At 46.2% G+C, this 26,587-nt stretch carries 29 protein-coding genes; 9 read left to right on the top strand and 20 right to left on the bottom strand.

What is annotated here, in order from left to right:
* Positions 1-23: 23 nt before the first annotated feature.
* Positions 24-2,024: a transketolase gene (tkt, locus tag DYD54_RS02980; RefSeq protein WP_063513688.1), complete on the bottom strand. Its 2,001-nt coding sequence runs from the start codon at positions 2,022-2,024 to the stop codon at positions 24-26.
* Positions 2,025-2,142: 118 nt separating this feature from the next.
* Positions 2,143-3,402 carry a serine--tRNA ligase gene (serS, locus tag DYD54_RS02975; protein WP_063513687.1) on the bottom strand — a complete coding sequence of 420 codons (1,260 nt, stop codon included), beginning with the start codon at positions 3,400-3,402 and terminating at the stop codon, positions 2,143-2,145.
* A gap of 204 nt (positions 3,403-3,606) precedes the next feature.
* Between serS and DYD54_RS02970 the strand changes: the two genes are divergently transcribed.
* Both DYD54_RS02970 and DYD54_RS02965 read left to right on the top strand, forming a co-directional pair.
* On the top strand, positions 3,607-4,260 hold the full coding sequence (locus DYD54_RS02970) for a YcxB family protein (protein ID WP_063513686.1): 654 nt from the start codon (positions 3,607-3,609) through the stop codon (positions 4,258-4,260).
* 269 nt (positions 4,261-4,529) lie between these two features.
* A complete protein-coding gene (locus tag DYD54_RS02965; protein ID WP_063513685.1) occupies positions 4,530-5,024 on the top strand; it encodes a Dps family protein in 495 nt (164 codons plus the stop codon).
* 46 nt (positions 5,025-5,070) lie between these two features.
* On the opposite strand, the gene gloA is transcribed toward DYD54_RS02965, so the two are convergent.
* The 11 genes from gloA to DYD54_RS02910 all read right to left on the bottom strand — a co-directional run bounded on the left by gloA (position 5,071) and on the right by DYD54_RS02910 (position 13,872).
* Entirely contained in the window at positions 5,071-5,604 is a 534-nt protein-coding gene (gloA, locus tag DYD54_RS02960) for a lactoylglutathione lyase (RefSeq protein ID WP_063513684.1), read from the bottom strand.
* 21 nt (positions 5,605-5,625) lie between these two features.
* Positions 5,626-6,249: a carbonic anhydrase gene (locus DYD54_RS02955; protein ID WP_063513683.1), complete on the bottom strand. Its 624-nt coding sequence runs from the start codon at positions 6,247-6,249 to the stop codon at positions 5,626-5,628.
* Between the two features lie 11 nt (positions 6,250-6,260).
* On the bottom strand, positions 6,261-7,187 hold the full coding sequence (locus DYD54_RS02950; RefSeq protein WP_063513682.1) for a hypothetical protein: 927 nt from the start codon (positions 7,185-7,187) through the stop codon (positions 6,261-6,263).
* 51 nt (positions 7,188-7,238) lie between these two features.
* Complete coding sequence (gene aroB, locus DYD54_RS02945; protein ID WP_063513681.1) at positions 7,239-8,354, bottom strand: 3-dehydroquinate synthase; 1,116 nt, start codon at positions 8,352-8,354, stop codon at positions 7,239-7,241.
* Positions 8,355-8,379: 25 nt separating this feature from the next.
* Complete coding sequence (locus DYD54_RS02940; protein WP_370446589.1) at positions 8,380-8,988, bottom strand: shikimate kinase; 609 nt, start codon at positions 8,986-8,988, stop codon at positions 8,380-8,382.
* Positions 8,989-9,062: 74 nt separating this feature from the next.
* Positions 9,063-10,391 (bottom strand): type IV pilus secretin PilQ, encoded by a 1,329-nt coding sequence (locus DYD54_RS02935; RefSeq protein ID WP_063513680.1) that lies wholly within the window; start codon positions 10,389-10,391, stop codon positions 9,063-9,065.
* 13 nt (positions 10,392-10,404) lie between these two features.
* Positions 10,405-11,031 (bottom strand): pilus assembly protein PilP, encoded by a 627-nt coding sequence (locus DYD54_RS02930; RefSeq protein ID WP_063513679.1) that lies wholly within the window; start codon positions 11,029-11,031, stop codon positions 10,405-10,407.
* Positions 11,024-11,680 carry a type IV pilus inner membrane component PilO gene (locus DYD54_RS02925; RefSeq protein WP_063513678.1) on the bottom strand — a complete coding sequence of 219 codons (657 nt, stop codon included), beginning with the start codon at positions 11,678-11,680 and terminating at the stop codon, positions 11,024-11,026. Before DYD54_RS02925 ends, DYD54_RS02930 begins: the two co-directional genes overlap by 8 nt.
* Positions 11,677-12,306 carry a PilN domain-containing protein gene (locus DYD54_RS02920; RefSeq protein WP_063513677.1) on the bottom strand — a complete coding sequence of 210 codons (630 nt, stop codon included), beginning with the start codon at positions 12,304-12,306 and terminating at the stop codon, positions 11,677-11,679. The genes DYD54_RS02925 and DYD54_RS02920 overlap by 4 nt, the downstream gene beginning before the upstream one ends.
* Positions 12,299-13,555, bottom strand: coding sequence for a type IV pilus biogenesis protein PilM (gene pilM / locus DYD54_RS02915; RefSeq protein WP_063513676.1), 1,257 nt, complete (start codon positions 13,553-13,555; stop codon positions 12,299-12,301). The genes DYD54_RS02920 and pilM overlap by 8 nt, the downstream gene beginning before the upstream one ends.
* A gap of 32 nt (positions 13,556-13,587) precedes the next feature.
* The gene (locus tag DYD54_RS02910; RefSeq protein WP_063513675.1) at positions 13,588-13,872 is read right to left on the bottom strand and encodes a hypothetical protein; all 285 of its coding nucleotides are present in this window, start codon (positions 13,870-13,872) and stop codon (positions 13,588-13,590) included.
* A 280-nt stretch (positions 13,873-14,152) separates the two neighbouring features.
* Between DYD54_RS02910 and DYD54_RS02905 the strand changes: the two genes are divergently transcribed.
* Positions 14,153-15,811 (top strand): NAD+ synthase, encoded by a 1,659-nt coding sequence (locus DYD54_RS02905; protein ID WP_228703611.1) that lies wholly within the window; start codon positions 14,153-14,155, stop codon positions 15,809-15,811.
* 43 nt (positions 15,812-15,854) lie between these two features.
* Here the strand turns inward: DYD54_RS02905 and DYD54_RS02900 are convergent, their stop codons facing one another.
* The gene (locus tag DYD54_RS02900; RefSeq protein ID WP_063513673.1) at positions 15,855-16,532 is read right to left on the bottom strand and encodes a YggS family pyridoxal phosphate-dependent enzyme; all 678 of its coding nucleotides are present in this window, start codon (positions 16,530-16,532) and stop codon (positions 15,855-15,857) included.
* An 88-nt stretch (positions 16,533-16,620) separates the two neighbouring features.
* On the opposite strand from DYD54_RS02900, the gene DYD54_RS02895 reads away from it, so the two are divergent.
* A complete protein-coding gene (locus DYD54_RS02895; RefSeq protein ID WP_063513672.1) occupies positions 16,621-17,655 on the top strand; it encodes a type IV pilus twitching motility protein PilT in 1,035 nt (344 codons plus the stop codon).
* Between the two features lie 101 nt (positions 17,656-17,756).
* On the opposite strand, the gene fur is transcribed toward DYD54_RS02895, so the two are convergent.
* Positions 17,757-18,191, bottom strand: coding sequence for a ferric iron uptake transcriptional regulator (fur, locus tag DYD54_RS02890; RefSeq protein ID WP_046696234.1), 435 nt, complete (start codon positions 18,189-18,191; stop codon positions 17,757-17,759).
* 318 nt (positions 18,192-18,509) lie between these two features.
* Here fur and DYD54_RS02885 point away from each other — a divergent pair, with 318 nt between their 5' ends.
* Entirely contained in the window at positions 18,510-18,869 is a 360-nt protein-coding gene (locus tag DYD54_RS02885; protein ID WP_063513671.1) for an outer membrane protein assembly factor BamE, read from the top strand.
* 57 nt (positions 18,870-18,926) lie between these two features.
* Here DYD54_RS02885 and DYD54_RS02880 read toward each other — a convergent pair whose 3' ends face one another.
* From DYD54_RS02880 to DYD54_RS02865, 4 genes are all read right to left on the bottom strand, one after another.
* On the bottom strand, positions 18,927-19,268 hold the full coding sequence (locus DYD54_RS02880; protein WP_228703583.1) for an RnfH family protein: 342 nt from the start codon (positions 19,266-19,268) through the stop codon (positions 18,927-18,929).
* A complete protein-coding gene (locus DYD54_RS02875) occupies positions 19,265-20,359 on the bottom strand; it encodes a hypothetical protein (RefSeq protein WP_063513670.1) in 1,095 nt (364 codons plus the stop codon). Before DYD54_RS02875 ends, DYD54_RS02880 begins: the two co-directional genes overlap by 4 nt.
* Positions 20,360-20,467: 108 nt before the next feature.
* The gene (locus tag DYD54_RS02870; RefSeq protein WP_063513669.1) at positions 20,468-21,157 is read right to left on the bottom strand and encodes a c-type cytochrome; all 690 of its coding nucleotides are present in this window, start codon (positions 21,155-21,157) and stop codon (positions 20,468-20,470) included.
* A 294-nt stretch (positions 21,158-21,451) separates the two neighbouring features.
* Positions 21,452-21,748, bottom strand: coding sequence for a c-type cytochrome (locus tag DYD54_RS02865; protein ID WP_063513668.1), 297 nt, complete (start codon positions 21,746-21,748; stop codon positions 21,452-21,454).
* A 346-nt stretch (positions 21,749-22,094) separates the two neighbouring features.
* Here DYD54_RS02865 and yihA point away from each other — a divergent pair, with 346 nt between their 5' ends.
* The 3 genes from yihA (at position 22,095) to DYD54_RS02850 (ending at position 24,194) form a co-directional block, all read left to right on the top strand.
* Positions 22,095-22,799, top strand: coding sequence for a ribosome biogenesis GTP-binding protein YihA/YsxC (gene yihA, locus DYD54_RS02860; protein WP_084260728.1), 705 nt, complete (start codon positions 22,095-22,097; stop codon positions 22,797-22,799).
* Positions 22,800-22,878: 79 nt separating this feature from the next.
* Positions 22,879-23,706, top strand: coding sequence for a 16S rRNA (cytidine(1402)-2'-O)-methyltransferase (gene rsmI / locus DYD54_RS02855; protein WP_063513667.1), 828 nt, complete (start codon positions 22,879-22,881; stop codon positions 23,704-23,706).
* A 41-nt stretch (positions 23,707-23,747) separates the two neighbouring features.
* Positions 23,748-24,194 (top strand): GatB/YqeY domain-containing protein, encoded by a 447-nt coding sequence (locus DYD54_RS02850; protein WP_063513666.1) that lies wholly within the window; start codon positions 23,748-23,750, stop codon positions 24,192-24,194.
* Between the two features lie 62 nt (positions 24,195-24,256).
* Here the strand turns inward: DYD54_RS02850 and DYD54_RS02845 are convergent, their stop codons facing one another.
* Positions 24,257-25,747 (bottom strand): M48 family metalloprotease, encoded by a 1,491-nt coding sequence (locus tag DYD54_RS02845; RefSeq protein ID WP_063513665.1) that lies wholly within the window; start codon positions 25,745-25,747, stop codon positions 24,257-24,259.
* A 178-nt stretch (positions 25,748-25,925) separates the two neighbouring features.
* Between DYD54_RS02845 and DYD54_RS02840 the strand changes: the two genes are divergently transcribed.
* Positions 25,926-26,276, top strand: coding sequence for a sulfurtransferase TusA family protein (locus tag DYD54_RS02840; protein WP_063513664.1), 351 nt, complete (start codon positions 25,926-25,928; stop codon positions 26,274-26,276).
* The last annotated feature ends 311 nt before the right edge of the window (positions 26,277-26,587 follow it).

Raw genomic sequence — 26,587 nt, 5'->3', positions numbered from 1 at the left:
TGGGGTATTTTTTTATGCTGTTATTAGATTAATGACTTTACTGCTTCCACGACTTTATCAGTGGTAATACCAAAATGATTAAACAAATCTTTGGCAGGGGCGGACTCACCAAAGGTCGTCATACCAATGACCTTGCCGTCAAGTCCAACAAATTTATACCAATAATCGGTAATGCCTGCTTCCACCGCCACACGAGCACGCACATCGCTAGGCAATACGCTTTCAATATAATCACGGTCTTGCTTGACAAAGATTTCGGCACATGGCATAGACACCACACGCACGCCCACGCCCTGCTCACTCAAAGCCTTATGAGCTTGCATTGCCAAGTCCACTTCTGAACCTGTGGCGATGATGATGGCTTGTAAGTCGCCTTGTTCTTTGGCAAGGACATACGCCCCTTTTTCAATCAAAGCAACCTGTTCGTCCGTGCGGTCTTGATGAGCAAGGTTTTGGCGAGATAGGATAAGGGACGTTGGGGCATTGGCGGTTTGCAGGGCAACTTTCCACGCCACCGCCGTCTCCACCGTGTCGCACGGTCTCCAAGTGAAATGGTTTGGCGTTTGGCGTAGGCTTGCAATCTGCTCCACAGGTTGATGGGTCGGGCCGTCCTCACCAAGCCCAATGCTGTCATGGGTATAGACGTTGATGACACGCTGCTTCATGAGTGCCGACATACGCACGGCATTACGAGCGTACTCCATAAACATCAAAAACGTGGCAGTATAAGGGATAAATCCACCATGCAACGCCACCCCATTAGCGATGGCGGTCATACCAAACTCACGCACACCATAATGCACATAGTTGCCGTCAGCGTGGTCTTGCACGCCCTTGGCACCGCTCCACAAGGTCAAGTTTGACCCTGCCAAGTCTGCCGAACCGCCCAAAACCTCGGGCAATAATGGGGCAAACGCACCAATGGTATTTTGACTTGCCTTACGAGTGGCGATGGTGTCACCTTTGGCTTGGCAGGCTTTGATAAACTCGTCCGCTTTGGCGTCAAAATCGCTTGGCAACTCGCCTGACAGTCTGCGTTTTAGTTCGTCCGCCTCACTTGGATATTTGGCTTGATAGTCGGCAAATTGGGCGTTCCAGTCGCTTTCCAACTTATTGCCCTTATCGCACGCATTCCACGCTTGATAAATTTCATCGGCAATTTCAAATGGGTTATTGTTTGCCCAACCCAGCTCGGTACGAGTCAAGGCGATTTCATCGTTGCCCAAGGGAGCTCCGTGGCTGTCTTCTTTACCTTGTTTGTTGGGACTGCCAAGACCAATGACGGTTTTGCAGATAATAAGCGTGGGTTTGGTGGTTTCGGCTTTGGCTTGCAAGGTTGCTTCACGGATTTGCTCACTGTCGTGTCCGTCCACACGCAGTACCTGCCAGTTGTAGCTTTCAAAGCGTTTGGCGGTGTCGTCTGAGAACCAGCCCTCCACCTCACCATCGATAGAAATACCATTGTCATCATAATAGGCGATGAGCTTGCCAAGTCCTAACGTGCCAGCGAGCGAACAGGCTTCGTGCGACACGCCTTCCATAAGACAGCCGTCCCCCAAAAAGCAGTAGGTATAGTGGTCGATGATGGCGTTGTCGGGCTTGTTAAATTGTCCTGCCAAAGTCTTTTCAGCCAAGGCAAAACCCACCGCATTGGCAATGCCCTGCCCCAAAGGTCCTGTGGTCGTCTCAATGCCGTCCGCATAGCCGTGTTCGGGGTGTCCTGCGGTTTTGGCGTGTAATTGGCGAAAATTTTTGATGTCGTCAATGGTCAAATCATAGCCCGACAAATGTAGCAGGGCGTACAATAGCATAGAGCCATGTCCGTTTGACAATACAAAGCGGTCTCGGTTTGCCCATTTGGCGTTTTTGGGGTTGTGATTTAAAAATTCACACCACACAACTTCGGCAATGTCTGCCATGCCCATGGGAGCCCCAGGGTGTCCTGAGTTGGCTTTTTGGACAGCGTCCATGGCAAGGATGCGAATGGCGTTAGCGTTGTGGCGTTGGTTTAGGGGGATTGGCATGGTATTTTTCCAAGTTTGACAAGTAAAAATTTGCGGTATTATAGCATAATCCGCCCCATTGAGCGAATTTTACCAATAAAAACCGCTTAATCATACGACTAAACGGCTTTTTAAAACATCATTTAAGTACTTCAAGTCCACCCATATAAGGCTGTAACACCTTGGGAATATTGACCGTGCCGTCTGCGTTTTGGTGGTTTTCTAAGATAGCCAGAAGCGTTCTGCCCACCGCAAGTCCTGAGCCATTTAGCGTATGCACAAACTCAGTCTTTTTATCCACTTTGGTGCGAGCCTGCATTCTACGAGCTTGAAAATCACCACAGTTTGAACAACTGCTAATCTCACGATACGTATCCTGAGACGGTAGCCACACTTCAATGTCATAAGTCTTGACCGCCCCAAAGCCCATGTCGCCTGTGCATAGCGTGATGACACGATAGGGAAGCTCCAACGCTTGCAAAATGCTCTCGGCTTGGGCAGTCATCTCTTCTAGGGCTTGCATGGACGTATCGGCACACACGATTTGCACCATTTCTACTTTTTCAAATTGGTGCTGACGGATAAGCCCACGAGTGTCTCGCCCTGCTGACCCTGCTTCACTTCTAAAACAAGGCGTATGAGCCGTGAGTTTCATCGGCAAATCGCTCGGGGCAAGTATAGTATCACGCACGGTGTTAGTGAGTGGCACTTCGCTTGTCGGTATCATATAATAGCTGTCTGATACCTTAAATAAGTCTTCTTCAAATTTTGGCAGTTGTCCTGTCCCCTTTAAGCTCTCGGCATTTACCATATAAGGCACATACATTTCGGTGTAGCCCTTACTGATATGCGTGTCTAGCATAAACTGAATCAATGCTCGGTTCAGTCTGGCAAGTCCACCCTTTAACGTGCTAAATCTTGCCCCCGTGAGCTTGCTCGCCAACGCAAAATCAAGCTGCCCCAAGCCCTCACCAATGTCGGTATGGTCTTTAATCTCAAAATCAAAGGCTCGTGGCACGCCCCATTTGCGTACTTCCACGTTGTCGCTCTCGTCCGCCCCCACAGGCACGCTGTCATCGGGTAGGTTTGGTATGGCAAGGCTTGCATTTGTGATGACCGTCTGCAAGTCTCTTAGCTCGTTTTCGGCGGTTTTCATCTGGTCGCTGACTTTTTCCATTTGGGCAAGCAGGTCATCGGCATTTTCGCCACTGCGTTTTAATTCGCCAATCTTTTTTGCCCCTGCGTTTTTTTGGGCTTGCAATTCTTCGGTACGGACTTGTAACTCTTTGCGTTTGATTTCCACATCAGTCCAAAATGCCACGTCAAGCTCATAGCCACGGGTTGCCAGTTTTTCTTTTAAAGCGGTCAAATCACCACGAAGTAATTTAGGGTCTAACATGATCTACCTATGAATGTTCTAAAATTAATAATGATCCTTATCATAGCAAAAAAGGCGTGAAATTTCAGCAAGTTTGCCTATTTTTGGGCAAATTTTAGCAAATTGCGCGATTTTTAAAGTTTTTGGTTTATTTTTTGGCATAAAATCGGTAATATAGGCGCAAATTTCTATTTTATTTTTGGCAATCCCAAAAAGGAGCTGATCGTGAGCAAGGCGCTTTACCCTTACACCCTAAAACCCATCTCACTCAACATGACCGACGCGGAATTTCGTGGCGCACAGCTTGCCTTGTTCGAAAAAGGCGCGAGCAACTTTACTCTAAAATCCATTCGCACCAAAGAATGGATCGTCATGGCGGTAGTGGCGGTGGCGGCGATCGCAGGGCTTGTATTTGTTAGTGGCTATTCGACGATCATTTTTTGGATCATGTTAGCGCTTGTGGGCATCTACTTGTTGGCGCGCACCTTGGGACTAAAATGGTACGTGCGCCGCGAATACGACAAGCAAGTAGCTGGCACACAGGTGCCTGAAGAGATGGCAAACGTACAATTGGGCGTGCAGTCGCATGGTCTAGTGATGAGTGTTCCTGCGCCTGCCGGCATGCTAAACAGCCACCAAATGCGCGGTATGCAAATGCGTTCAGCGCCAATGCAATCGGCCGTCATCCCTTGGAACACCGTCAGCAGCTGGGATGAAACTGATGAGTATGTATTCATGATGTTCGAGATGAGAGGGCAAAAAGGCAGCCAAATCATTCCAAAGCGCCTCGAAGACAAGGGCCTACCCATCAAAACCATCCTCAAACATCTGTCAGAAGTAAAACCTAAAGGTCTAGAATCACTGACACAGACAGTCTAATAGTCGATTAGCACCTGCAAAAATAGATACAAAACAGCAACGATTTTGCCTTTGCTGTTTTATTTTTTTGGAGTAAGATAGATTTGATGATGTTAAATGATGAAAATTTATACAATTTCATCAGGTCGTTTTAGAAGTTACTTTAATAAAATCAAAGTCGATGGTTGCGATAATTAATTTCCCATTATCGCAAGGTTTTGTTAGGATATATCCATCGATGAGACAACACATCATCACTTCATTCATCAACTAAACAAAGGTAGAACATCATGGCTAAAAAAGCAGTAAATAAAAAAACCACCACTCAAATCGGCCTTGAGAAGGCAGAAGTTACCCCTGTCATCAAGGCGTTAAACAACCTACTATCAAGCTATCACGTTTTTTATATCAACGTTCGTGGTTACCACTGGAATGTTAAGGGTGAGCATTTCTTCACTCTACACCCAAAATTTGAAGAGCTATACACCGAGCTACAACTTCAAATTGACGAAATCGCTGAGCGTATTTTAACCCTAAGCGGTACACCACTACACGCATACAGCGACTTTACCAAAGCATCAAGCATCAAAGAAGATAAAGACGTCTTCGATGGTCGTGAATGTGTGACCGGCGTGGTAAAAGGCCTGCAAGCTCTGATCGAAGAGCAACGTAACGTGGCTGAGATTGCTGAAGAAGCCAGCGATCAAGGTTCCGTTGATCTGGTGACAGGCTACGTCCAAGAACAAGAAAAACTGGTGTGGATGTACAATGCCTTCCTAGGCTAATCCGCCAATCAATAAAATATCCCCAAATTTGGGGATATTTTATTGATTAGTATTTTAATTCAATGATTTCAATCCAATAACCGTCAGGATCTTTGATGAAGGCGATGTCTTTCATACCGCCATCTTCTGGACGCTTTTGAAATACCACGTTATTCTCATCGAACCATTTTACCGCATCTGCCAGATTCGGCACGCTAAAGCAAATGTGCCCAAAGCCGCGCGGGTCGCTGTTGCCATTATGATAGCTAAATTCAGCGTCATTCTCAGTGTCATAGTTATGGGTAAGCTCTAAGATGCTGCGTTGGCGAGAGACATAAGCCGTCAAGTTATCCACATTCGACAGATTATTACGCTCTTCTTCGGTCAGCTTGGCAAGAAAATACAAATCAAATTTCGCATCAGGAAATTGGCTGTGGCGAAGCAAAGTCATGCCCAGCACGCCTGTATAAAACTCTAGCGATTTCACAGGATCTTTGATGCGCAGCATGGTATGGTTATAGACGAAGCCTTCAGACTGTACAGGAATGTCTTTTACGCCATTAGCATTGAGCGCATTGGCAGGTTGTTTAATGATGCTCATCATTTTCCCCTTGGTGTTAAGTTAATTAAAAAAATTCACACGGCCTGTCGCGACGTCATATTCTGCACCAATGATGGTCAGACGACCTGCGTTCACCATGTCTTCTAAGATGCGTGAGCCGTGTTTTAGCTGACTGACCGACATGCGCACATTAGCGCGTACTGCACGGTCAATGAATTCATCCATGTCAATCTCGCCATCGCCTGCTGTTGCGATTTCATGCAAGTTATAGACGCTTGGGCGGATACGATCGACAATGGACTGTAGGTTTGGTGAATAGTATTGATCGGGATTTGCCAAAGCCTCAACACACGCAGTCACAGCACCGCAATGGCTGTGCCCCAAGACAACGACCAGCTGTGTGCCAAATTTCTCAGCGGCAAATTCAATCGAGCCAATCTGACTTGGCGCAACCACATTACCTGCGACACGAATCACAAATAAATCACCAAGTCCTTGATCGAAGATTAATTCTACCGGCACGCGCGCATCTGAGCAGCCTAGAATGATTGCATTCGGCTTCTGCTCTACAACCAGCGTTGGCGGCGGGATACGAAGCGGCTCCGTGCTGGCCAGATTCGCCACATAGCGCTCGTTACCCGCCTGCAACATCTCAAGGACGGTATTGGCATCTAAATTAGTCATGATAACTCCTTTTATTCACTGCCTGGCACTTTAGATGTGTTAACCATGGGTGTTGGCGCTTCTTTCTCTGGTGCTTTAGGTGGTGGCGAAGCAGCAACAGGTTCTTTTCCGGCTTTTGGTTGTTGCTGCGGCTGCGCTTTTGGTTCGCTTTGAGCATTTTCTTTAGGCAGCTTTACGTCTGTAACGATGGTCACAGGCTTATCGATCGATGTTTGGATTTGCTGTACCTTCTCTAGTACTTGTTCACGACTCTTATTGGCAAGCTCCTCGTCCGCACGTGTGGCTGCCTGCACAGGGATCTCATTACGCGTGGCGCGTAGTTTTACCTGTCTTGGTTGGCGGCTTGATAGGTCTCGCACCACTTCACCGCGCTCATAATCATCGATAATATCTAGATAGCCTGACATAGATACTGCATTTGGCACGACACTGCCTGGCAAATCAAAATCCATCGCCTGATTTGCCGCACGAGCCGCCTCCATGCTGTCGAATTTGCCGTATGTTAAGATATAGCGCGGGTTTTTGTTGCTATCAAGATAGCGAAAATACGCAAACTTATTGCGATCATTGGGACGACTGTCTAGATAATTGACAATAATTTCATTTTGGCTGACATCCATCAGCTCAATGGCATACTTTTTGCCATTGAAATAGTTACGATCCTTGAATTCAGCAGGATAAGTACGCAAATCCATGACCAATGTCGAGAAGTTAATGGGTGGCACTTCTTTATCAAGCTCGCCCAATGCATCTATGCGCGTTGGCAAATCAGCAACCACTTCTGTCGCCTGCTCATCCGTGGTGTCTTTGATGATTTTTGGCGCGCTACTGGCCAACCACAAAATAAACCAAGCAGCCAACATTGCCACCGCCAAAGCAAACCAATAAAGGGCTTGGCGGCGAAAATATCTTTCTTTCATCTCGGCGCTAATTGCCATTAGTTTACCTTTTTTATGAAATTTCGTGCTATTTTAACAAAATTTTTTAAATTATGCTAAATACTCATCGATGCCTTGTAGTACATTTGTTAATTGCGCCATGTCAAAATCAGCCGTCACAAAGCCGTTGCCGATGCCATTTAATAGTACCAAACGCACTTTACCCGCCTGCACTTTTTTGTCATGCCCCATAAGATCAAGCGCGGCATCTACCTCGATGACAGGCGGTTTGGTTGGTAGATTAAATGCCGCCAACAGCCTTGCCACACGGCTCACATCCTCCGCACTGACCAATCCCATCTTATGCGACATCGCCATCGCTTGCATCATGCCGGCCGACACCGCTTCGCCATGCAACCACGCGCCATAGCCTTGATGTGTCTCGATGACATGCCCGAAGGTATGACCAAAGTTCAGTAGCGCACGAAGTCCCGACTCTCGCTCATCTGCAGCGACGACATTCGCCTTGAATTGACAGCAGCGATAGACCATCTCTGACAGCACCGCACCATCACGCGCGTTGATCGCCTCGACATTATCCTCAAGCCAGGTCAGAAAATCAGCACCCAAGATCAGCGCGTACTTTACCACCTCAGCAAGCCCCGCCGCGAACTCTCTGGCAGGCAAGGTGTCAAAGGTTGTCATATCAGCAAGCACAGCAACAGGCTGCCAGAATGCGCCGATCATGTTTTTGCCACGCGGGTGATTGATGCCGGTCTTACCACCGACTGAAGAATCCACCTGCGCAAGAAGCGTTGTTGGCACTTGGATAAAATTCACACCACGCATAAAGCTTGCTGCAGCAAAACCCACCATGTCACCAATCACGCCGCCGCCTAAGGCAATCAGTGTGCAATCGCGAGCAAAATGATGCTCAAGCAGCACATCATAGATGCGATTGATGCTGTCTTGGTTTTTGTGGTGTTCGCCATCAGGCAGTACGCAAGTCGCCACATCAAAGCTTGCTGCCTTTAATGCATTTTCAAGCGCATCTAGATAAAATGGCGCAACCACATCATTCGTCACGATCAACACCTGCTTACCTTTAATAAAAGGCATGATCTGAGATGCCAAGTCCAGCTGTCCTGCGGGATTTCTTTGGCCAGCGAGAATAAAAATCGGGTAATCGTGACTTTGGGTGTGTACAGTTAAAGTATGCATGGTCATAGTTACGGTATTGATTGATGAATAATTAGGCGTGCTCTTTGGCGTATTTTGCCAAAATTTCTAATAAATCTGCCACCATCTGCTTGGGATAGGCGCGTCCTGTTGGCACGATGATGGTTGCGACTTCTTGATATAATGGATGGCGTTTTTGATATAAAGCTTCCAAAGTTGCGCGTGGATTGCCATTCTGCAGCAGCGGGCGGTTTTTGTCTTTTTTTGTGCGGATAAGCTGTGTATCAACGCTCGCCTCAAGATAAATCACAAAGCCCTGCTGTAATAGCTTGCGATTCTCTTCGCGCCCTACCGCACCGCCGCCTGTCGCCATGACAATGTTCGGCATCGCAGTCAGCTCCTCAAGCGCGCGGGTCTCTCTATCACGAAACCCTTCTTCGCCCTCTTTGGCAAAAATCCAAGGAATGTCAGCGCCTGTCTGCGCCACGATGCAATGATCACAATCGATGAATTCTCGTCCCAAGTGCTTGGCTAAGAGCTTACCGATGGTTGTCTTGCCCGCCCCCATCGGCCCCACCAAGAAAATCGATGGCAACAACTTGGCAAGTCCTTCGCTGGTTTTTTCGACCACCACATCCTCGATGATCGGATTATCTTCGTCGTACATGTCGCACTCTGGCATCAAAATCAAAATACCCTATAATACAAGGTTTGCGCCAATCTTGCCAGTATTTTATGATAGATTGGCTAATTTTATTATTGCGCCAATTTTGGGGTAACAAAAATCAAAAGTTCCTCTTTGGTGTTGCTACGACTTTCTTTGCGGAATAATTTTCCGACCACGGGTAAATCACCAAAGAACGGTACTTTAATTACGCCATTATTATTGGTTTGGCGATAAATACCACCCAGCACGACGGTCTGACCATCATCGACGATGACATTGGTCTCTAAAGCATCTTCTTGGATGGCAATCTCGCCTAGATTGGTGACAGGCGTGCCGTTTTTGACGTTTAATTTTAGGGTAATTTTACCATCTGGCGTGATGGTTGGCGTGGCCTCCAACACAAGCGCCGCCTCTTTAAATACTGTGTTGGTTGCGCCACTTGATGTCTCTTCTTGGTAGGCGATTTGCATGCCTGATGAGATGCGCGCTGTTTGCTTATCAGCGGTTAACACTTTTGGCGTTGAGATGACTTCACCGCGACGATCAGCCTGCATGGCAGACAATTCCAAATCAAGCAATACGTCTGATATATTGATAAGACCAAACGCTATGCGGCCCGCCGGGTTCGCCACACCCAGATCAACCGCCAGATGATCAGGGCGTGTGATGTTAGTCGCTCCATTATTTGACGACCTTAGGTGCCAGAGCGCGTTATGAGACCCGCCAATCTGTAAGCGACTGCTGTTTGATAACACCCCAAAGCTCACCCCAAGATCACGACTAAAGCCATCATTAGCACTCACAATCCTCGCCTCAATCATCACCTGCTGCACCGGCACATCAAGGTGCGACACCAATGCCAATATGTCATCGATATTCGGCTGGATGTCTTTAATAATAAGTGTGTTTGTGCGAGCATCGATGTTTGCCACGCCACGATCTGACAGCATGGCAGCACTTGATGAAGCCTCAGACTTATGATTGATCAGTGATAAAATATCCTTGGCATCGGCATAATTGATGCGGATATATTCGGTCTGTAGTGGTAGATGCTGCTGGGACTGAATTCGTGCTTGGGCGCGGCGTTGGGAGATTTGCGTCAGTTCATCTGGCGATGAGATGGTAATGACGCCGTTATTCATAGTTTTGATGAGGTGCTTGGTATCGACGACGATGTCAAGTGCCTGATCCCACGGGATGCTATTTAATCTTAAGGTGATATTTCCTGTCACACCATCGCTTGCCACGATATTAGCACCGCCTGCATGCGCCAGGACATCGATAACCGCACGCACAGGCATGTCTTGAAATTCGACTGAGATGCGCTCACCTTGATATTGCTGAGCTGGTGCAGATGTCGCATGAGCAGCGCCAACCATTGTGATTAGCATCAGCATTAGTACAGGCCATTTTTTCATATCATTACTCATATCAAGGGTGAAATCTTAGGCGATTAATTTGTTCATAATAACGACCATCTTCTTGCATGATCGCTTCTTTTAGGATGATCTCGTGGCGGTCGATGTGAGCGATTCTGCCATGATTTTGACCCAGATAATGCCCTACTTGCACAGGATGCGCAACACCATCAGGACTCAGCACAAGTGCACTCACTTGCCCACTTTGCTCAATGCGACCACGATAGCTGAGCGAATTTAGCGCATAACTTTCCAACACTTGACGGGGTCTAGATAGGTCTACGCTGACAGATTTACCGTATTTAATGGCAGGCTTTGAGGTTTTGGTGATATTTTCTTCGGGTTGCTCAATTGATCGACTTTTATCGTCTACACCCACTACCTTCGGTTTATCTTGAGACATATCAGCAGATGCTGTGAAACTCATCAAACCAACAGGAGCGACAAAAGGATCATTCGCCGCATGATAATCCTCAATCAATGGTGTATGATTCTCATTCATCGGAACAGGCGTTGGGATGGCGATTCGATGAATTTTATCAAGCTTAGCATCCACCTCATCGGTGACAGATGATTTTTGGCAACCCATCACACTCATGGCAAATAGGCCCAAGCACACGCCTTTTATGAGCTTAGTCACTCGCCGCCTCCTTAGTCACATCAATGACTTTAGCGCGATAGGCTTTGGCATGTAGCGTCATTCGAAGCTTGGCCTGGTTGCCGTTTTGAGATAATTTTTCGATGTCAAAATCATGAAAGGTCAGTGCCACCGATAGCGATGAAATCTGAGAAAGCAACCGACCCATCTCGTGATAACCGCCTTCTACTGTGATGGTCAGCCCCCTTTCAAAAAATAGCTCTGATTCAACCTCAGACTGCATCTTAACATCCACAATCTTAACGCCTATGCGCATCGCTGCCGCATGCAGCTGCTCTACGATTAGGCCCATGTTCAGCGTTGTTGGCAAGACCTCAATGATGGTTGCTAGATCACGATTGAGAATCTGGGTTTGATTTTCTATGGCACTTAGCTGCTGTGCTTTGGCGTATTTTTGGGCGTATTGACTGATGAGCGTCTGCTCCTGCGTCATCAGTGCACTGTGCGCAAGCTTAATAGGCTTAATCAATAACATCCAGCCAAACACCCCTATGAATAGAACACACAATGCCAGTAATAACACCTTTAACCATCTGGGTGCTGCACCCAGATTATCCAAAGTCAAGCTGTTAAGCTCTCGCCAAGTCTGCGCAATGCGCTCTGATGATGACGGTCTATGTTCTCTATTCATGGCGCATCCTCTTGATCATCTGCTACGCCTTGCAGTACTACCGATGAGTCGTTTGGTGAGCTATCAGCGACTTGCTTAGAATCTAAAATCAACTTGGCGGAAATCACAAAATTAACCGCGCCATTTGGCACATCTTGTAGTCCAACCACCATCACATCATCAAGGACGCTCTGTGCATCTGCGCTGATGTTTTGGGAGAATCGACTTACATCGGCTGAGCTTTTAGATACGCCTGTCAGTGTCAGCATCTCCCCTGATAATGTCACACGCTCAAAGTATACTAAGCCTGCGCTTGTACGCGCCAGATACTCAAAGAATCGCACAAGCGCCGCCCGATTGCCGTGCAGATCATTGATGATGGTAACTTTATCCAGCAGCGCTTTTTGCTCGTTTTCCAATGCAGCAATCTTCACAATATCCGCATCAAGCGCAATGATGCGATTTGAGATGTCGTCATTGATGGCCTTTTGGTGATTGAGTTTACCTTTTTCATAAATGTACGCACCACCAACCAACCCAGTAGACAATACAGTCGCAAGAATTAATGCGCGACGAAATTGCGCATTCTTACGAATTCGGCGCATCTCACGCCACGGCATGAGATTAATCTTGGGGATATTATTCATCTGACACCCCATCGAATCCACGCATGGCAAGACCACAAGCCACCACCAGTCTAGACGATCCGTCTAATTCAGCTTGGCTTACACCACGACTAATGCTCATTCCTAGAAATGGATCTGCAAGATAAACAGGAACGCCTACAGCTTGTGATAATTGCGCTGCCAAATACTCATCTGATAAACCCGAAAGAACAACGACATCCACCTTGGTGTGAGCGGAAGATTCATAAGACAGAAGCATTTTTTGCAGATTAACGACTTGTTCACTAACATCATGACAGGCAGGCGCTTCACCCAATGACTCTGTCAAATCAGCACCAGCATCTACAACCCCATCAAAGCGAATTTCATAATCCGATGAATACGAATGGATATTACTGGGGTGATCGAAATCCAAAGACTTGCTTAATTGCTTGATAGGCGCATCAGCACTCTTAGTAGCATCCTGCCTATGCTGCGCCAAAAATTCATAAAAATCCATGCCCTCTACCGAGTCATTATCATTGATTGGGGTAATCTTAGAAGCATCTAATTCCACCTTGACGGCACGAATGTTATCAGCCGAAACCAAGGCGTGATTTAAGTATTCTTGTCGATAATGAAATCCTGAAAAGATGCGATGCTGATCCATATTCGCTGCATAGACATAGGTTTTGCTATCATCAATATGAATAATTGCCACTTCACCTGATAAATCCACAATCACAGGCGTAAGACCCCGTGCCAAAGCATACTCATGCACGTCCACCACATCCACATCAAGCCCAGCCGCCGCGACGATCTCCGCGCATCTATCCACCATAGACATACGCACCGCCACCAATAAGACAGACATCTCACGCCCATCATCGCCCAACACCCAAAAATCAAAACTCACTTCATCTAAAGGATGTGGGATGTATTTATCAGCATCTAGGCGGATCAGTAGATCAATATCATCATCAGACAGACCGCTTGGCAAAGCTATGGTGCGACTCATCACAGGTGTGTGAGTTGTCACTGAGACACTGCCTTGACTCACGCCCAATCTCATCAAAAGACGAGTCAAAGCCAACTGCTGTACTGTCACATCTTCAGCATCTCCATCGAAATCTTGAACGCCACACGCTTTTAGGTGCCATTGATCTCGGAAACGCTCAAGCACCACCGCCTGCACAGATGATGAACCAATCTCGATGCCGATTGTTGGGTGATGGGTGCACCAAGGCAGGCGCCAATTTTTGAATAACTTAGCAAAGGAAGAATCAGACATTATAAGCATCCATGCTGTGTTGTATTTATTATTTAGTTGGGTCTTGCATGATCATCAGATGGCGCGCTCTTATTTTGAACACCATCAAGATATGCCAAACGATGTTCGTCATTACAGAAGAACCTCTCAGCCGATCTATTCCGCTCCAATATCCCGCGATAAGTAGCAAGCTCATGCCCGCAATGGTCGCAGGTGCGCATCGTTGTGTCGTCACCTTCTTTGGCAAAAAATTCCTTAGGCGGCTTTGGGTACATGAATTTAAAAAATATCTTCATCACAATCAAAATGATGATGACATTTAAAATAAAAGCAAACATAAGCAATCCTAAGTAACCAAAACAAATTGCTACTATACCACAAAACCCTCCCAAAAACGCCAAAAACACAATTATTGTGCTATACTAAGGTGTGCCGAGTATTTTTTGCTTAAAAAGCATGCACATTGGATGGTTTTTGGGCGGGCGCAATTCATTAAATTACAACACAAACATGAAGTTTGTATCGAACACGCCAGAATGGCGATTACATGAAATCATCATGAATTTATCATTTACAGGATTATAAAAAATGTCAAAAATCAAAACAGCTGATGGCGAAATGTCGCTACAAAGCACTGATACACCACTAGGTACGATTACTTTTGCCATCATGCAGACCAATTTTTGGGTGGGTGACATCGCAGGAAACGTCAAAAAAATGAGCGCATTGGCACTAGACGCCAAAAGCAAAGGTGCAGATATCGTGATTTTCCCAGAGCTTGCGCTCATCGGTTACCCACCAGAAGATCTGCTGCTGCGCCCCACCCTGGCTGAACGCGTTAAAATCGCCATGGACGAGCTTTCCAAAATCGAAGGCATTGTCATCATCCTAGGGTATCCTCACATCGATCAGCACGGTACATTCAACTCAGCCGCCATCCTACAAGGCGGTAGCCAAAAAGGCTTTTACCACAAGCAATGCCTGCCAAATTATGGCATCTTTGATGAGCATCGTTATTTTAATCAGGGCCGCAATCAAGTACTGTTCGATTACAAGGGCGCGACAATTGGATTGCTCATCTGTGAGGACATTTGGCACGATGCCCCAATTCGCACACTCAAAAAAGAAGGCGCTGACCTTGTCGTGGTGCTGAATGCTTCACCATTTGAAGTAGGCAAGCAAATCAAGCGCAAAGAACTGCTAACTCGTCAAGCTAAGACCCATGAATTACCAATCATCTACGCCAATACAGTCGGCGCACAAGATGACATCGTGTTCGATGGTGGCTCACTCATCGTACAGGCCGATGGTACAGTTGCGCATGAAGGCTCTAGATTCTTAAATCAGCTAATCATGGCGCAATTTAACCCCAATACGAAAGTATTCGATGAGCAGCTCAAGGCGCCATTGGTTCTGTCTGAAGAATCTGAAATGTACCAAGCCTTAGTAGTGGGTCTTCGTGACTATGTGAATCGCTCGGGCTTTAAGGGTGTGATTATCGGCCTATCAGGCGGTATTGATAGTGCGCTTACGCTGTGTTTGGCAGTCGATGCTCTGGGTGCAGACAAAGTCTATGCCGTCATGATGCCATATGAATACACGTCCAGCATGAGCTTAGAAGATGCCGCCGCCCAAGCTGCTAGACTTAATGTCTCATACACCGTCTGCCCAATTCACGATGCCGTCGAAGGCATGCGTGCTGCATTGGCGCCATTATTGGCGAACAGCGCGCCTGACACCACCGAAGAGAATCTACAGGCTCGTGCTCGCGGCACCATTTTGATGGCGCTGTCCAATAAGTTTGGTCACATGGTGGTCAGCACAGGCAACAAATCTGAAAATGCGGTCGGCTATGCCACCCTATATGGTGACATGGTGGGCGGATTTGACATGCTAAAAGATGTGTACAAAACTGACGTGTACCGCCTTGCCAATTACCGCAACCGCCTAGAAGATAATCCTGTCATCCCAGAGCGCGTCATCACGCGCGCACCATCTGCCGAACTGCGTCCTGATCAGACCGACCAAGACAGCTTACCGGATTATGAGATGCTAGACGCCATCCTTAAGATGTACATTGATGAAGATCTAGGCTACAAGGCAATCTGCGCAGCAGGCTATGAGCCGGCTGTGGTTGAGAAAATCCTGCACATGGTTGATAACGCTGAACACAAACGTCGCCAAGGCGCCATCGGCACCAAAATCAGCAAAAAATCGTTCGGCCGCGAACGTCGCTACCCACTCGTGAACGGCTGGTCGATTACAGGTGCATTCTAATCCATCCAACAAAAACCCGTCTCTTGACGGGTTTTTGTTGATATTACTTGGAATAATCTCTTTGGCCAAATAATGCCGTACCCACACGCACGATGGTCGATCCATGCGCAACAGCGTCCGCCATATCGCCACTCATACCCATGCTAAGCGTATCCCAATTCGGCAGATCGCGAGCACGTCCAACCTCATCGAACAGCGCTCGAGTACGAATAAAAGCATCACTACTTTCTTTGGCAGGTATCACCATCAATCCACGCAAGACCAGCTTTGGCAAACCATGAATAACATCCACAAGTGCTAACACCTCATCAGGTTGCACGCCAGATTTGCTGTCCTCATCATCAATATTCACCTGAATCAGCACATTCAAAGGCGCAAGATCGCCGCGCTGATCATTAAGTCTCTCAACGATGATGGCACGCTCGATGGTATGCACCCAATCAAAATGTGCGGCAATATCTCGTGTCTTGTTGCGCTGGATACTCCCGATATAATGCCAGGTAATGGACAGATCGGTCAGCTGTTGTTGCTTGGTGAGTGCTTCTTGTAGATAATTCTCACCAAAATCACGCTGACCCGCCTCATATAGGGTACGGATGTCAGCAGCAGGCTTGGTCTTAGACACCGCCAGCAGCCCCGCCCCATTATCTCGATTTGCCGATTGGTTGGCGGCATTTAGCCGTGCCAGTACTTGCTCATAATTATGCTTAAGGTCGTTCATTATTAATTCCGATGATTTTGCTTTTTTATTTGATAAGTTTATCATAAAATAATCATCAATTTAATCCAATTATTAAAATCCAAACACCATGAACCCACCCACTTTATCTACACTGCTCGCCTACGCCATACAATCTGGCGCATCAGACCTACACCTATCCACAGGCGAGATGCCCTATCTGCGCATTGATGGCAGCATGACTTCGGTGAGCATGCTGCCTTTATCGCATGACGATATCATCGCCATGCTGGGCATGCACATGAGTGATGATCAGTTAGAACAATTAGCAGAACACAAAGAAATTGATTTTTCTTTTGAAATCAAAGAATTATCAAGATTCCGTGCGAATATATTTTTCCAAAATCGTGGTGTGGCAGCGGTTTTTCGCATCATCCCCAGTCAGATACCAACCATGTCATCGCTGAATCTTGGCGATACCTTTAAGCAGTTATGCGCCCTACGCCAAGGCCTAATTCTCGTCACAGGCGCAACAGGGTCAGGCAAATCCACAACACTCGCTGCCATGATCGATCACATCAATGAGACACGCGCCGCACACATTTTAACCATCGAAGATCCGATTGAGTTCATCCATCATTCCAAGCGCTCGCTCATCAATCAGCGCGAAGTACATCGCGACACACACAGCTTTGATCGCGCGCTAAAGTCTGCCTTGCGTGAAGATCCTGACGTGATATTAATCGGAGAACTGCGTGATTTAGAGAGTATTCAACTTGCTCTACGCGCTGCCGAGACAGGCCACTTGGTGCTGTCCACCCTGCATACCAATAGCGCTACTAAGGCGGTCGATCGCATTATTGATGTCTTTGATTCACATGAGAAGAACATGATTCGCGCCATGTTGTCTGAATCCTTACAAGCCATCATCGCCCAGACGCTGATACCCAAGGTAAATGGCGGACGCATCGCTGCGCACGAAATCATGATCGCCACACCCGCCATTAGAAACCTGATACGTGACAATAAAACCGCACAAATGCGTTCAGCCATCCAAACAGGTGCAGTCGATGGCATGGTCAGCTTAGAACACAGCCTAAGACATCTCATCGAGCACGGCTTGATCAATATCGACGCCGCCAAAGCAGTCGCCAAAGACATCTAGCTCAGCTAATCGCCAATAAAAAACAGCTCGATAACATCAAGCTGTTTTTATGAAATTTCAATACTTTTAGAATGAATCAAAATCGCACTAAGGGCGGTATTTTAATTCTCTAAAGTTTTTTGACATTCTTCGTCACTGCACACGCCGTGCAACACCAAAGAATGTGCTGACAGCTTAAAGCCATGCTCTTCTGCTACGCGGAACTGCTCATCTTCGATGACCTGATTGTTAAACTCGACAATCTTACCGCACACATCACATACCAGATGGTCGTGGTGATCTTCTTGAACGATTTCAAAGACCGATAAGTTATTCTCAAAGTTATGACGTTCAACAATGCCCGCCTGCTCAAACTGCGTCAATACGCGATAAACGGTCGCCAAGCCTACATCCTCGCCTTGAGATGCCAGGGCACGATACACATCTTCAGCACTCATGTGATGATGCTCAGCTGTCTCAAGCAACTCAAGAATCTTAATACGTGGAAGTGTGACTTTAAGCCCTGCTTTTCGTAGATCTTTGTTAGTAAATGCCATAATCAAAACCTTTTAATGATTGATTTTATCAAATGTCGACAACTTTGCAATTATCATATGATAATCAATTACAATTATATTTAAGCATACTTTATCATATTTTTGTTAAAATTACACCCAAAAATGTCAAATTCCCAATAAAATAACTCAACTTTCATATTAATTAAACCAAATTAATCCTGTATGCTTATTGCTTGACCAACAGAACAAAGACTATCTTAAGCAATAAAAACTTGCATATTTGATGAGTTGCGTTTAATATGTTAAAAATTTTATACTTTTAGCGTCATTAAAAGACAGCATTATAGAGACAACATCATGAAAAACATTCTAGCAATCCTAAGTCTATCATCGGTTTTGGCATTGTCCGGCTGTGGCATTTTTCGCGTTTATACCATTGATCTACCTCAAGGTACGCCCATCACCCAAGAAAAAGCTGCACAACTGCAAGTGGGCATGACTGCCGATCAGGTGCTGTATTTGGCAGGTAGTCCTGCGGTGCGCGATACACTAAACCCAAACCGTTGGGATTATGTTTATGATTACACCGCAGGTACAGACGGTAAGCGCCAAGGCAAACCAAACGTTAAAAACGCCAGCCAATACATGAGCGTTTATTTTGAGAACGGTCGCGTGGTGCGCATCGATGGACGCGACAGCTTGCCTGCCAAAAAATAATTGCAAATTCTAAAACACAAAAAAGCACGCCAATCATTGCGTGCTTTTTTATTACCCTTACATCTTGGGTGATTTAGACTTCATGAGTGATTTTGAGCGGTTTTTGCGCCTTGACATTGGGTCATGCGACAATGATCGATAAATCTCAATACGATCACCTTGTTGCACGATGGCATCAAGCTTTTGTTTTTGGCTGTAGATGCCCACATACCATGCCCGATGATTGGGGTCTTGCGTATGGTTATTGGCGCACCACACCTTAAAATCAGCCAGTTCAGGCAGCTCAAACCACCCGCTTCTCTCAATCGCTTGATAAATGGTTGTGCCATCAAGCACGCTAAGCTCCTCATAATACTGCTTACCATCAAGCGCTACATAAGCAATGGCAATATCAATCACGCCAAATACTCAATCAACAGACCAACAAGCGCAGAGATCAGCACGATCGGCACAAGGATGCGCACCAACACACGCCAGATATTATAGCGCGCCTCGCTGCCAAAGTTCAGCGTCTTTCGCAAATGGCTAATTTTCATCACAAATCCTGCAAACACAGCAAGAACGAACACCGCCACCAGACTAATCACCGCCAATACAATCAACAACACGCCAGACGGCAAAGGACTAAATAACACTGCAAGCACGAGCAAGATCAAACTACCAAATAGCAGACCAAAACGCGCCACCAGCTGAAGCCCTGCATAAGACAGCAAGAACGCAGCAATCAACAGCATGCCTACGCCAGTTACTACAAACGATAGTGGCGTCACCATCGAACTGCCCACCAGCAGTGCCAACGAGCCAAAAATCAGCTGAGTGAACCATATTGGCAAGATCAGTCCTGTTAAGGATTTTTTTGCTTGCATGACTTGGCTGGCCGTGCCTTGACTGCCAAACCAATAAAGACCTGTGCCCACACCCACAGACAGCAGCGCAAGCAACACGGCACGCCCCCACTCTCCTGGGGTCACTTCTGTTAATACAGGCACACTCACGCCACTGGTCAGCCCACCATCGAATAAAGAGATCAAAGAACCTGCAAAAATAAGCAGTAATCCGACAGGTAGAAGCTTTGCTCTTAGTAAGTTTAAAATAAGCACAACCACCATCAAGGCAGCACTCATGCCCATGCTTGGCACATCAACATTCTGAGCAATATTTGGCAGCTGCGCTTCAAAGCCCATCGCCACACGCGACGTGATGTTAGCAGCAATTAAGATAGACACCAACACAGACAGACCTGCAAACACACGCCAAACCACAGACACATCCGCCTCACGCGTCAGTTTCTGCATGCCAAGCCATGGCGCATCTGCGCTGCGCGCTGATAAGGCGAATTCTGCAAATAGGATGGGCAACCCGACAAGCGTCATGGCAATCACCCATATCAACCAAAAATCCAGTTCTCGCGCCATATTCGGTGCTAATTGCTGTGCAAACAACAGCGGCAATGCACACGCCACAAAAAAGACGGTATATCTATGAAACATGGTTCTACCTTAAGATGGATTTATCTTTAAATGCTGTATTGTACCATAAACAAGAAATCAGCAGGCAGCAAAAAACCCCACTAAGGGGCTTTTTGTTATGCGATATGATTAGTGAACCGCTGACAAGAATTCAGATAGAATCTTGATGTCTTTATCAGACAGTTTGGCTGCAACCATCTGCATCATACCTTTTTCGCCTTTTTTGGCGCTGTCATTGGTACGTACTTGCTCCGCCATAACACCTTCATCTTCACGGCCTGCGGCACGGAACATCTTCAGCTGAGTGGCTAGGTAAGTAGCGTGCTGACCTCCTAGACGTGGGAATGCAGCCCATTCGTTACCAGTACCTTTAGGATCGTGACAGCCTGCACATGGGATGATGCCACGGCTCTTATCACCACCTAGGTATAGTTTTTGAGCGGCAGCGTAGGTTGCCTTATTGCCATAACCCGGTGTCCATGGTGTTTGTGCAGCATAATAACCTGCCACATCAGCCAAATCTTGCTGAGTTAGACCCACAAGCTGTGCTTCCATGACACCGTTACGACGTGCTTTGGTCTTAAAATCAACCAGTTGCTTATATAGATATTTGATGTTCTGACCACCAAGGTTTGGCTGAGCTGGTGCAACCGAAACACCGTTAGCACCGTGACAAGCAGCACAGTTGGCATCAACGATTTTTTTGCCTGCTTCGATGTCATAGCTTGGTACAGTAACTGCGCTAGCGGTCATGCTGGCAATACCAAAGCCTGCAGCAAGAACAAGTTTGGCGAAAGTGGCTTTATTGGCAGGTTTCATAACAATTTCCTACTAACTACTGGGAATCATCCCAAGTCTTGGGTTTTGTTCAAAATAACTCAAAAATAAAATACTAATATGGCTTCAAGAAAAATACTTTTCCAGAATGGCTGCTATTATAGCAAGACTTCACTAAATTTTCCTACAAAAATTGTGGTTTTGGTAACATTTTTTTCATTTTTTTGTTTTTTATAAAAATGTCCGCCAAATTATCCATAGATTTTATAATTTCAATGCAGTTTGGCTTATTTTACCAATCCATCGATAAAAATCTTAGCCAGCCAATAGAATTAACTATTTCACCATATGCTCGATTAATTTTTCGAAGTCGTCATTGGTGCATTTTTGGCATAAGCCCATCGCAGGCATTCTTGGCATGCCTTGTCTGGTGGATTTGACAAGTGCACTCATGCCTTTTTCGGATTTTAGCTTATTCCAAGTAGCCACATCGCCTTTTTTTGGGGCGTTTAGCGCACCACTGTCATGGCAGGTGCCACAAGTCTTATTATAAGTATCAGTAATGTCGGCATGGCTTACGGTTGCGGTGGCAAGAATTAGACCTGCCAGACCAATTTTAAATAACTTTAACATAACCACTCCCAATTAGAATGTCTATGGCATATTATGCGAGTTTTTTGCCAAGTTTCAAGGCGAATTTGGTAACTATTAGGATTGAGATTTATTATCAGGCTGGGTTTTCATGAGTGCTCGTTGGCAATTACCCATCTTATGTCAATGTACCTGAACATAAAGTTTGGGGCCTGATAATAACACAAACCACATTTACCACCAAAACAGGCCAGCAACAACTTTACTAGATTATGATTTGCAAGCCTTTAATTATTGGGCTTAAAGACACATCCACGCCTTTTATTATCGCTATTTTATGGCTTTCATGATACACTATTTTATCATTTTAGCAGTTATATTTGACATCATGACCACCACCGACTACCAAAAAATCATCCGCCAAACCGCCTTTTCACTCTCCGCCCCCACCCTAAAACTCTGCCCGCCTGATACAGGCTTTGAAGTGGCATTTGCAGGGCGGTCAAACGCAGGTAAATCGTCCGCCATCAACACCATCACCCACCAAAAACAGCTCGCCCGCTCTTCCAAAACCCCAGGGCGGACGCAAATGATTAATTTTTTTAATGTCGGCTCAGAACATAGTCGTATCGTGGATTTGCCGGGCTATGGTTACGCCCAAGTGCCAGAAGCGATGAAAATCAAATGGCAAAAAGAGCTTGAAAATTACCTTGTTCATCGTGAAAGTCTGACGGGGCTAATTTTGCTCACCGACATTCGCCACCCGTTGAAGTATTTTGATGAGCAAATGCTCCATTGGGCAAAGGACGGCGACTTGCCCGTTCATGTATTATTAACCAAAGCGGATAAATTAAAACGTGGGGCTCAAAAAACCGCTCTTTTGCAAACCAAAAAACAACTGCAAGCCTTAGACTTGCCATTTTCCATTCAGCTGTTTTCGGCATTAAATAAAGAAGGGCTTGATGAATTGGCGGACGTATTGGGCAATTGGCTACATTTGGGCGAGGATTTGAATTTGGATAATGTAGATTTAGAAAATATAAATTTAGAAAATGATAAATCGGATAATACAGAATTAAACAATGATAATTAAAAATTTGTGAATTATTGTAGGGGAAATCACATTCGCCCAAATAAAATTAACACTCATTATTTAAATTACAAAGGCAAAAATGACAGGCATTTTATATATCGTTGCCACCCCCATTGGCAATCTAAACGACATGACGGCAAGGGCGATTGACACCCTAAAATCTGTGGACGTAATCGCCTGCGAAGACACTCGCACCAGCGGTAAATTATTAAGTTTTTTTAACATAGCCACGCCCACCACCGCCTATCATGAGCATAATGCCGACACACAGACGGCACGACTGGTCGAGCGATTGCAAAGCGGTCAATCAGTTGCTCTGATTTCGGACGCTGGCACACCGCTTATCTCTGACCCTGGTTATCGACTGGTGAAGGCGTGTCATGATGAGAGCATCACCGTTGTGCCGATTGTCGGGGCGTGTGCGGTCATCGGGGCGTTGTCTGTGTCGGGTTTGCCGTCTGATAAGTTTAGTTTTGTGGGGTTTTTGCCCGCCAAACAACATGGGCGGATAGAAGCCTTAAAGGCATATCAAGCTCATACTGAGACGCTGATTTTTTATGAAGCACCGCACCGCATCACAGACTGCCTATCCGACATGGCGGACGTGTTTGGCAGTGAGCGAGAAGCCACGTTGTGCCGTGAGATTAGCAAAGCCTTTGAGACGATAAAAAAATTACCGCTGGCTGATTTATTAGAATTTATAAAGAATGACCCCAACCAACAACGTGGCGAGATTGTGCTGGTTGTGGCAGGTAATACCCAAAAAGAACAAAAAGCGGATTATGATGAATGGCTACTTGCCATTGCTAAAGAATTACCACCAAAAAAAGCAAGTGCAATCGTGGCGGATGTATTGGGTATTAAAAAAAGCGCAGTGTATGATAGACTGCTTGAATTAAGCAAATGATTTAGAACAATCCTGTAAACTAAAGAAAACCGGAGACAAACATGACCTTAAAAGCAACCTTAACCGACAGCATCAAGACTGCTATGAAAGCCAAAAACATGGAGCAAGTCAAAGTGCTGCGCAACGTCCAAGCCGTCATCAAGCAAGTCGAGATTGACGGACAGACTAAGCTTGATGATAAAGATGTACTGGCAATCTTACAAAAGCAAATCAAACAACGCCAAGAATCTCTAGGCATTTACACCGCCAATGGGCGTGATGATTTGGCGCAAAAAGAGCAGTTTGAGATTGACGTGATTTCTGCATTTCTGCCTGAGCAGTTATCTGATGACAAAATCCTTGCCATCATCAATGAGACCATCGGTGAGCTTGGCGCGTCTGGCATGAAGGACATGGGGCGTGTGATGAACGCGGTTAAAGACAAGACCGCTGGACAAGCCGACCCTGCTGTCATCTCAGGACTTGTCAAAAAAGCACTGACCGCCTAATCACACCTTGCAAGCTCAATCAATAAAGACTCATGAATATCATGGGTCTTTTATCATTAAGTTTATTTTGGTTTAAAATCGCGTGCGGTTAATATGGTCTCTTTGTCCTTATCAAGCATACCGATGAGCGCACTTAGATCCTGATGGTTCTGAGCAACCTTAATCGCCTGAGCATTCGACTGTAGCGCGCCTTGATATTTGCCGGTCCATAGTTCTACCTGTGATCGCGCCTGTAGCGCATAAATGGTGGATATATCCCTAGTGCGAGCGTCAGCATCTGTATGCGCCTTTTGTTCATATGCCTGTCTAATCAATTGCCACGCTTGTACATCATACGCATTCTGATGCGTTAGACTCTGAATCAACGCAAGCGCTTCAGTGATTTGACCATCATGAATCAGATTATGCGCCAGATACAGCCTTAGATCTCGCCGCTCAGGATAGATATTATGAATCCGACTTAAGGCGGATACTGCCTTATCATAGTGATGCTGAGCGGTGTGCAAATGCGCCTGTACGATACTCGGTAATACATCATACTCGCCAAAACCCCCTTGGTCAAACGCTCTCTGCGCCGCCTGATATTCATTGTGATCTGTCAGATGCATGACAAGGGCGAGCCGTGCGCCATCGCTCTGGTTGGCGTTCGCGGTTAAGTCAGCTCTGGTTGCCTGTTTGGATAGATATTTTAAGCGCCAATAAAGCTCATCAAAGAGCTTATCTTGAACCTGCTTCTCGCTCATCGCCACACGTGGATAATTTGCTGCACGCGCGCTGGCTTCAGAGAGTCGCTCCATCGTAAATGGATGCGACTGCATAAAGCTGGGCGAGAAGGCGTTTTTTGATTGATTTAAAGATACTTGTCTATAAAGCTGATTAAAGAATCTTGGCATGGCACGCGCATCATATCCAGCTTCAGATAGAATCTGCTGCCCCACCCTGTCCGCCTCTCGCTCATGCTCTCGGCTGTGCGCGGCGGCATTCTCTGCGCTCGCCGTCTGGGATCCCGCCATGACAGCAAGCGCAGCATCCCCTCCAGCAGCACTTGCTGCCAATGCCGCAATAAGTCCTCCCAACTGTATCGCCATGAGCTTTTTGGCATTATCCGAGCGATGTTCATAATGACGCTGACTTAGGTGCGCCACTTCATGCGCCAGCACACTCGCCACCTCGTCTAGGCCGCCTGCCGCCAGCACCGTGCCCGTATTCATGCCAATGACACCGCCCGGCACAGCAAATGCATTGATGTTATTATCATTGATGAGTGGTACAGCAATGATGGGCTGAGCCCGCACCAATGCATTCATCTGAGCAGTCATCGCATACAGTACCTGCACCGACCACGGGTCATCGATGAGCGGCATGTTCGCATTAATCTGCTGTAGCGACCATAGGGCAATTTGGCGGTTATGATACTGCTCATTAAATCCCACGCCTGCGCTTAGATTCGGTGCTCTTAGGCTCTGGTCCGACCCATTGACGCGCACAGCATCATCCGCCATCGCCTGCGTGGATAATATTAATGCCGCTGCAATTACTGTATTTTTTATCATATTATTATCCAACCATCATAAACACCCCTACTATAAAACTAAATCACGTTGCAATCAAGCTGATATTATTTGCTCAATACTTGCCGAATTTTATGGGCATTCGTTCGTTTTGGCTTGTAAAATACAACACCGCCCAAATATTAACCAGATGTTTTATAGTTTAGATGAATGAATTGACATGCCGACTCTCTGCCCTACTCTTATCGAACAATTAGACGCCCCGACGCTAGAATTTATCCATGATAATATTAAAAATGCAGAAGATGCGACCATTAGCGCGTTTTTTAATGCGCGCGGCATGCCCTGCCCCATGCCATTATTAAAAGCAAAAATTGCCCTGCGTTCGGTGGCAGATGGCGAAAGCCTTTATCTCATCGCTAGCGATAAAAATTCCCAAACTGACCTTGTTGCGTTTTGCCAAAAAAACCACATGGATGTTCAAACTTGGCAAAGTGGGGACGCACACAATACAGAAAACTGTTTTCACTTTATCATCACAAAAATTGGTGCAAAAAAGGCTAGCGTTTAGGCGTCTTACACCTTACAATAGAACTAAAATTTAAACCAAAAAGACGACAATGACAAAGAACTACAACGACGGTTATCAAGACGACTATGACGGCTTTGGTGATGATTACCAAGACGACGCCTACGATGACTATGAAGATAGTTATGAGATGGACGAAGAGGCGCTCGGTGAAGGTTTTCATGAAGTCGATGACATGGATGATATTGAGGAATTGGATGATTATGACGGCGATTTTGAGCCTGTCGCTAAGCCCAAACCTACACGCACCATCATCGATCATGATGACAATAAAGCAACACCAGAATACGAAG

The organism is Moraxella ovis, assembly GCF_900453105.1.
GTDB classification, from domain to species: Bacteria; Pseudomonadota; Gammaproteobacteria; order Pseudomonadales; family Moraxellaceae; genus Moraxella; species Moraxella ovis.
This window is presented reverse-complemented; position numbering and strand designations above follow the sequence as displayed.

What these genes read in the sequence shown, in the direction of transcription:
- tkt (WP_063513688.1), bottom strand. Translation starts at nt 2,024, where the DNA reads ATGCCAATCCCCCTAAACCAACGCCACAACGCTAACGCCATTCGCATC.
- serS (WP_063513687.1), bottom strand. Translation starts at nt 3,402, where the DNA reads ATGTTAGACCCTAAATTACTTCGTGGTGATTTGACCGCTTTAAAAGAA.
- DYD54_RS02965 (WP_063513685.1), top strand. Translation starts at nt 4,530, where the DNA reads ATGGCTAAAAAAGCAGTAAATAAAAAAACCACCACTCAAATCGGCCTT.
- gloA (WP_063513684.1), bottom strand. Translation starts at nt 5,604, where the DNA reads ATGAGCATCATTAAACAACCTGCCAATGCGCTCAATGCTAATGGCGTA.
- DYD54_RS02955 (WP_063513683.1), bottom strand. Translation starts at nt 6,249, where the DNA reads ATGACTAATTTAGATGCCAATACCGTCCTTGAGATGTTGCAGGCGGGT.
- DYD54_RS02950 (WP_063513682.1), bottom strand. Translation starts at nt 7,187, where the DNA reads ATGGCAATTAGCGCCGAGATGAAAGAAAGATATTTTCGCCGCCAAGCC.
- aroB (WP_063513681.1), bottom strand. Translation starts at nt 8,354, where the DNA reads ATGACCATGCATACTTTAACTGTACACACCCAAAGTCACGATTACCCG.
- DYD54_RS02940 (WP_370446589.1), bottom strand. Translation starts at nt 8,988, where the DNA reads ATGCCAGAGTGCGACATGTACGACGAAGATAATCCGATCATCGAGGAT.
- DYD54_RS02935 (WP_063513680.1), bottom strand. Translation starts at nt 10,391, where the DNA reads ATGAAAAAATGGCCTGTACTAATGCTGATGCTAATCACAATGGTTGGC.
- DYD54_RS02925 (WP_063513678.1), bottom strand. Translation starts at nt 11,680, where the DNA reads ATGAATAGAGAACATAGACCGTCATCATCAGAGCGCATTGCGCAGACT.
- DYD54_RS02920 (WP_063513677.1), bottom strand. Translation starts at nt 12,306, where the DNA reads ATGAATAATATCCCCAAGATTAATCTCATGCCGTGGCGTGAGATGCGC.
- pilM (WP_063513676.1), bottom strand. Translation starts at nt 13,555, where the DNA reads ATGTCTGATTCTTCCTTTGCTAAGTTATTCAAAAATTGGCGCCTGCCT.
- DYD54_RS02910 (WP_063513675.1), bottom strand. Translation starts at nt 13,872, where the DNA reads ATGTTTGCTTTTATTTTAAATGTCATCATCATTTTGATTGTGATGAAG.
- DYD54_RS02905 (WP_228703611.1), top strand. Translation starts at nt 14,153, where the DNA reads ATGTCGCTACAAAGCACTGATACACCACTAGGTACGATTACTTTTGCC.
- DYD54_RS02900 (WP_063513673.1), bottom strand. Translation starts at nt 16,532, where the DNA reads ATGAACGACCTTAAGCATAATTATGAGCAAGTACTGGCACGGCTAAAT.
- DYD54_RS02895 (WP_063513672.1), top strand. Translation starts at nt 16,621, where the DNA reads ATGAACCCACCCACTTTATCTACACTGCTCGCCTACGCCATACAATCT.
- fur (WP_046696234.1), bottom strand. Translation starts at nt 18,191, where the DNA reads ATGGCATTTACTAACAAAGATCTACGAAAAGCAGGGCTTAAAGTCACA.
- DYD54_RS02885 (WP_063513671.1), top strand. Translation starts at nt 18,510, where the DNA reads ATGAAAAACATTCTAGCAATCCTAAGTCTATCATCGGTTTTGGCATTG.
- DYD54_RS02875 (WP_063513670.1), bottom strand. Translation starts at nt 20,359, where the DNA reads ATGTTTCATAGATATACCGTCTTTTTTGTGGCGTGTGCATTGCCGCTG.
- DYD54_RS02870 (WP_063513669.1), bottom strand. Translation starts at nt 21,157, where the DNA reads ATGAAACCTGCCAATAAAGCCACTTTCGCCAAACTTGTTCTTGCTGCA.
- DYD54_RS02865 (WP_063513668.1), bottom strand. Translation starts at nt 21,748, where the DNA reads ATGTTAAAGTTATTTAAAATTGGTCTGGCAGGTCTAATTCTTGCCACC.
- yihA (WP_084260728.1), top strand. Translation starts at nt 22,095, where the DNA reads ATGACCACCACCGACTACCAAAAAATCATCCGCCAAACCGCCTTTTCA.
- rsmI (WP_063513667.1), top strand. Translation starts at nt 22,879, where the DNA reads ATGACAGGCATTTTATATATCGTTGCCACCCCCATTGGCAATCTAAAC.
- DYD54_RS02850 (WP_063513666.1), top strand. Translation starts at nt 23,748, where the DNA reads ATGACCTTAAAAGCAACCTTAACCGACAGCATCAAGACTGCTATGAAA.
- DYD54_RS02845 (WP_063513665.1), bottom strand. Translation starts at nt 25,747, where the DNA reads ATGATAAAAAATACAGTAATTGCAGCGGCATTAATATTATCCACGCAG.
- DYD54_RS02840 (WP_063513664.1), top strand. Translation starts at nt 25,926, where the DNA reads ATGCCGACTCTCTGCCCTACTCTTATCGAACAATTAGACGCCCCGACG.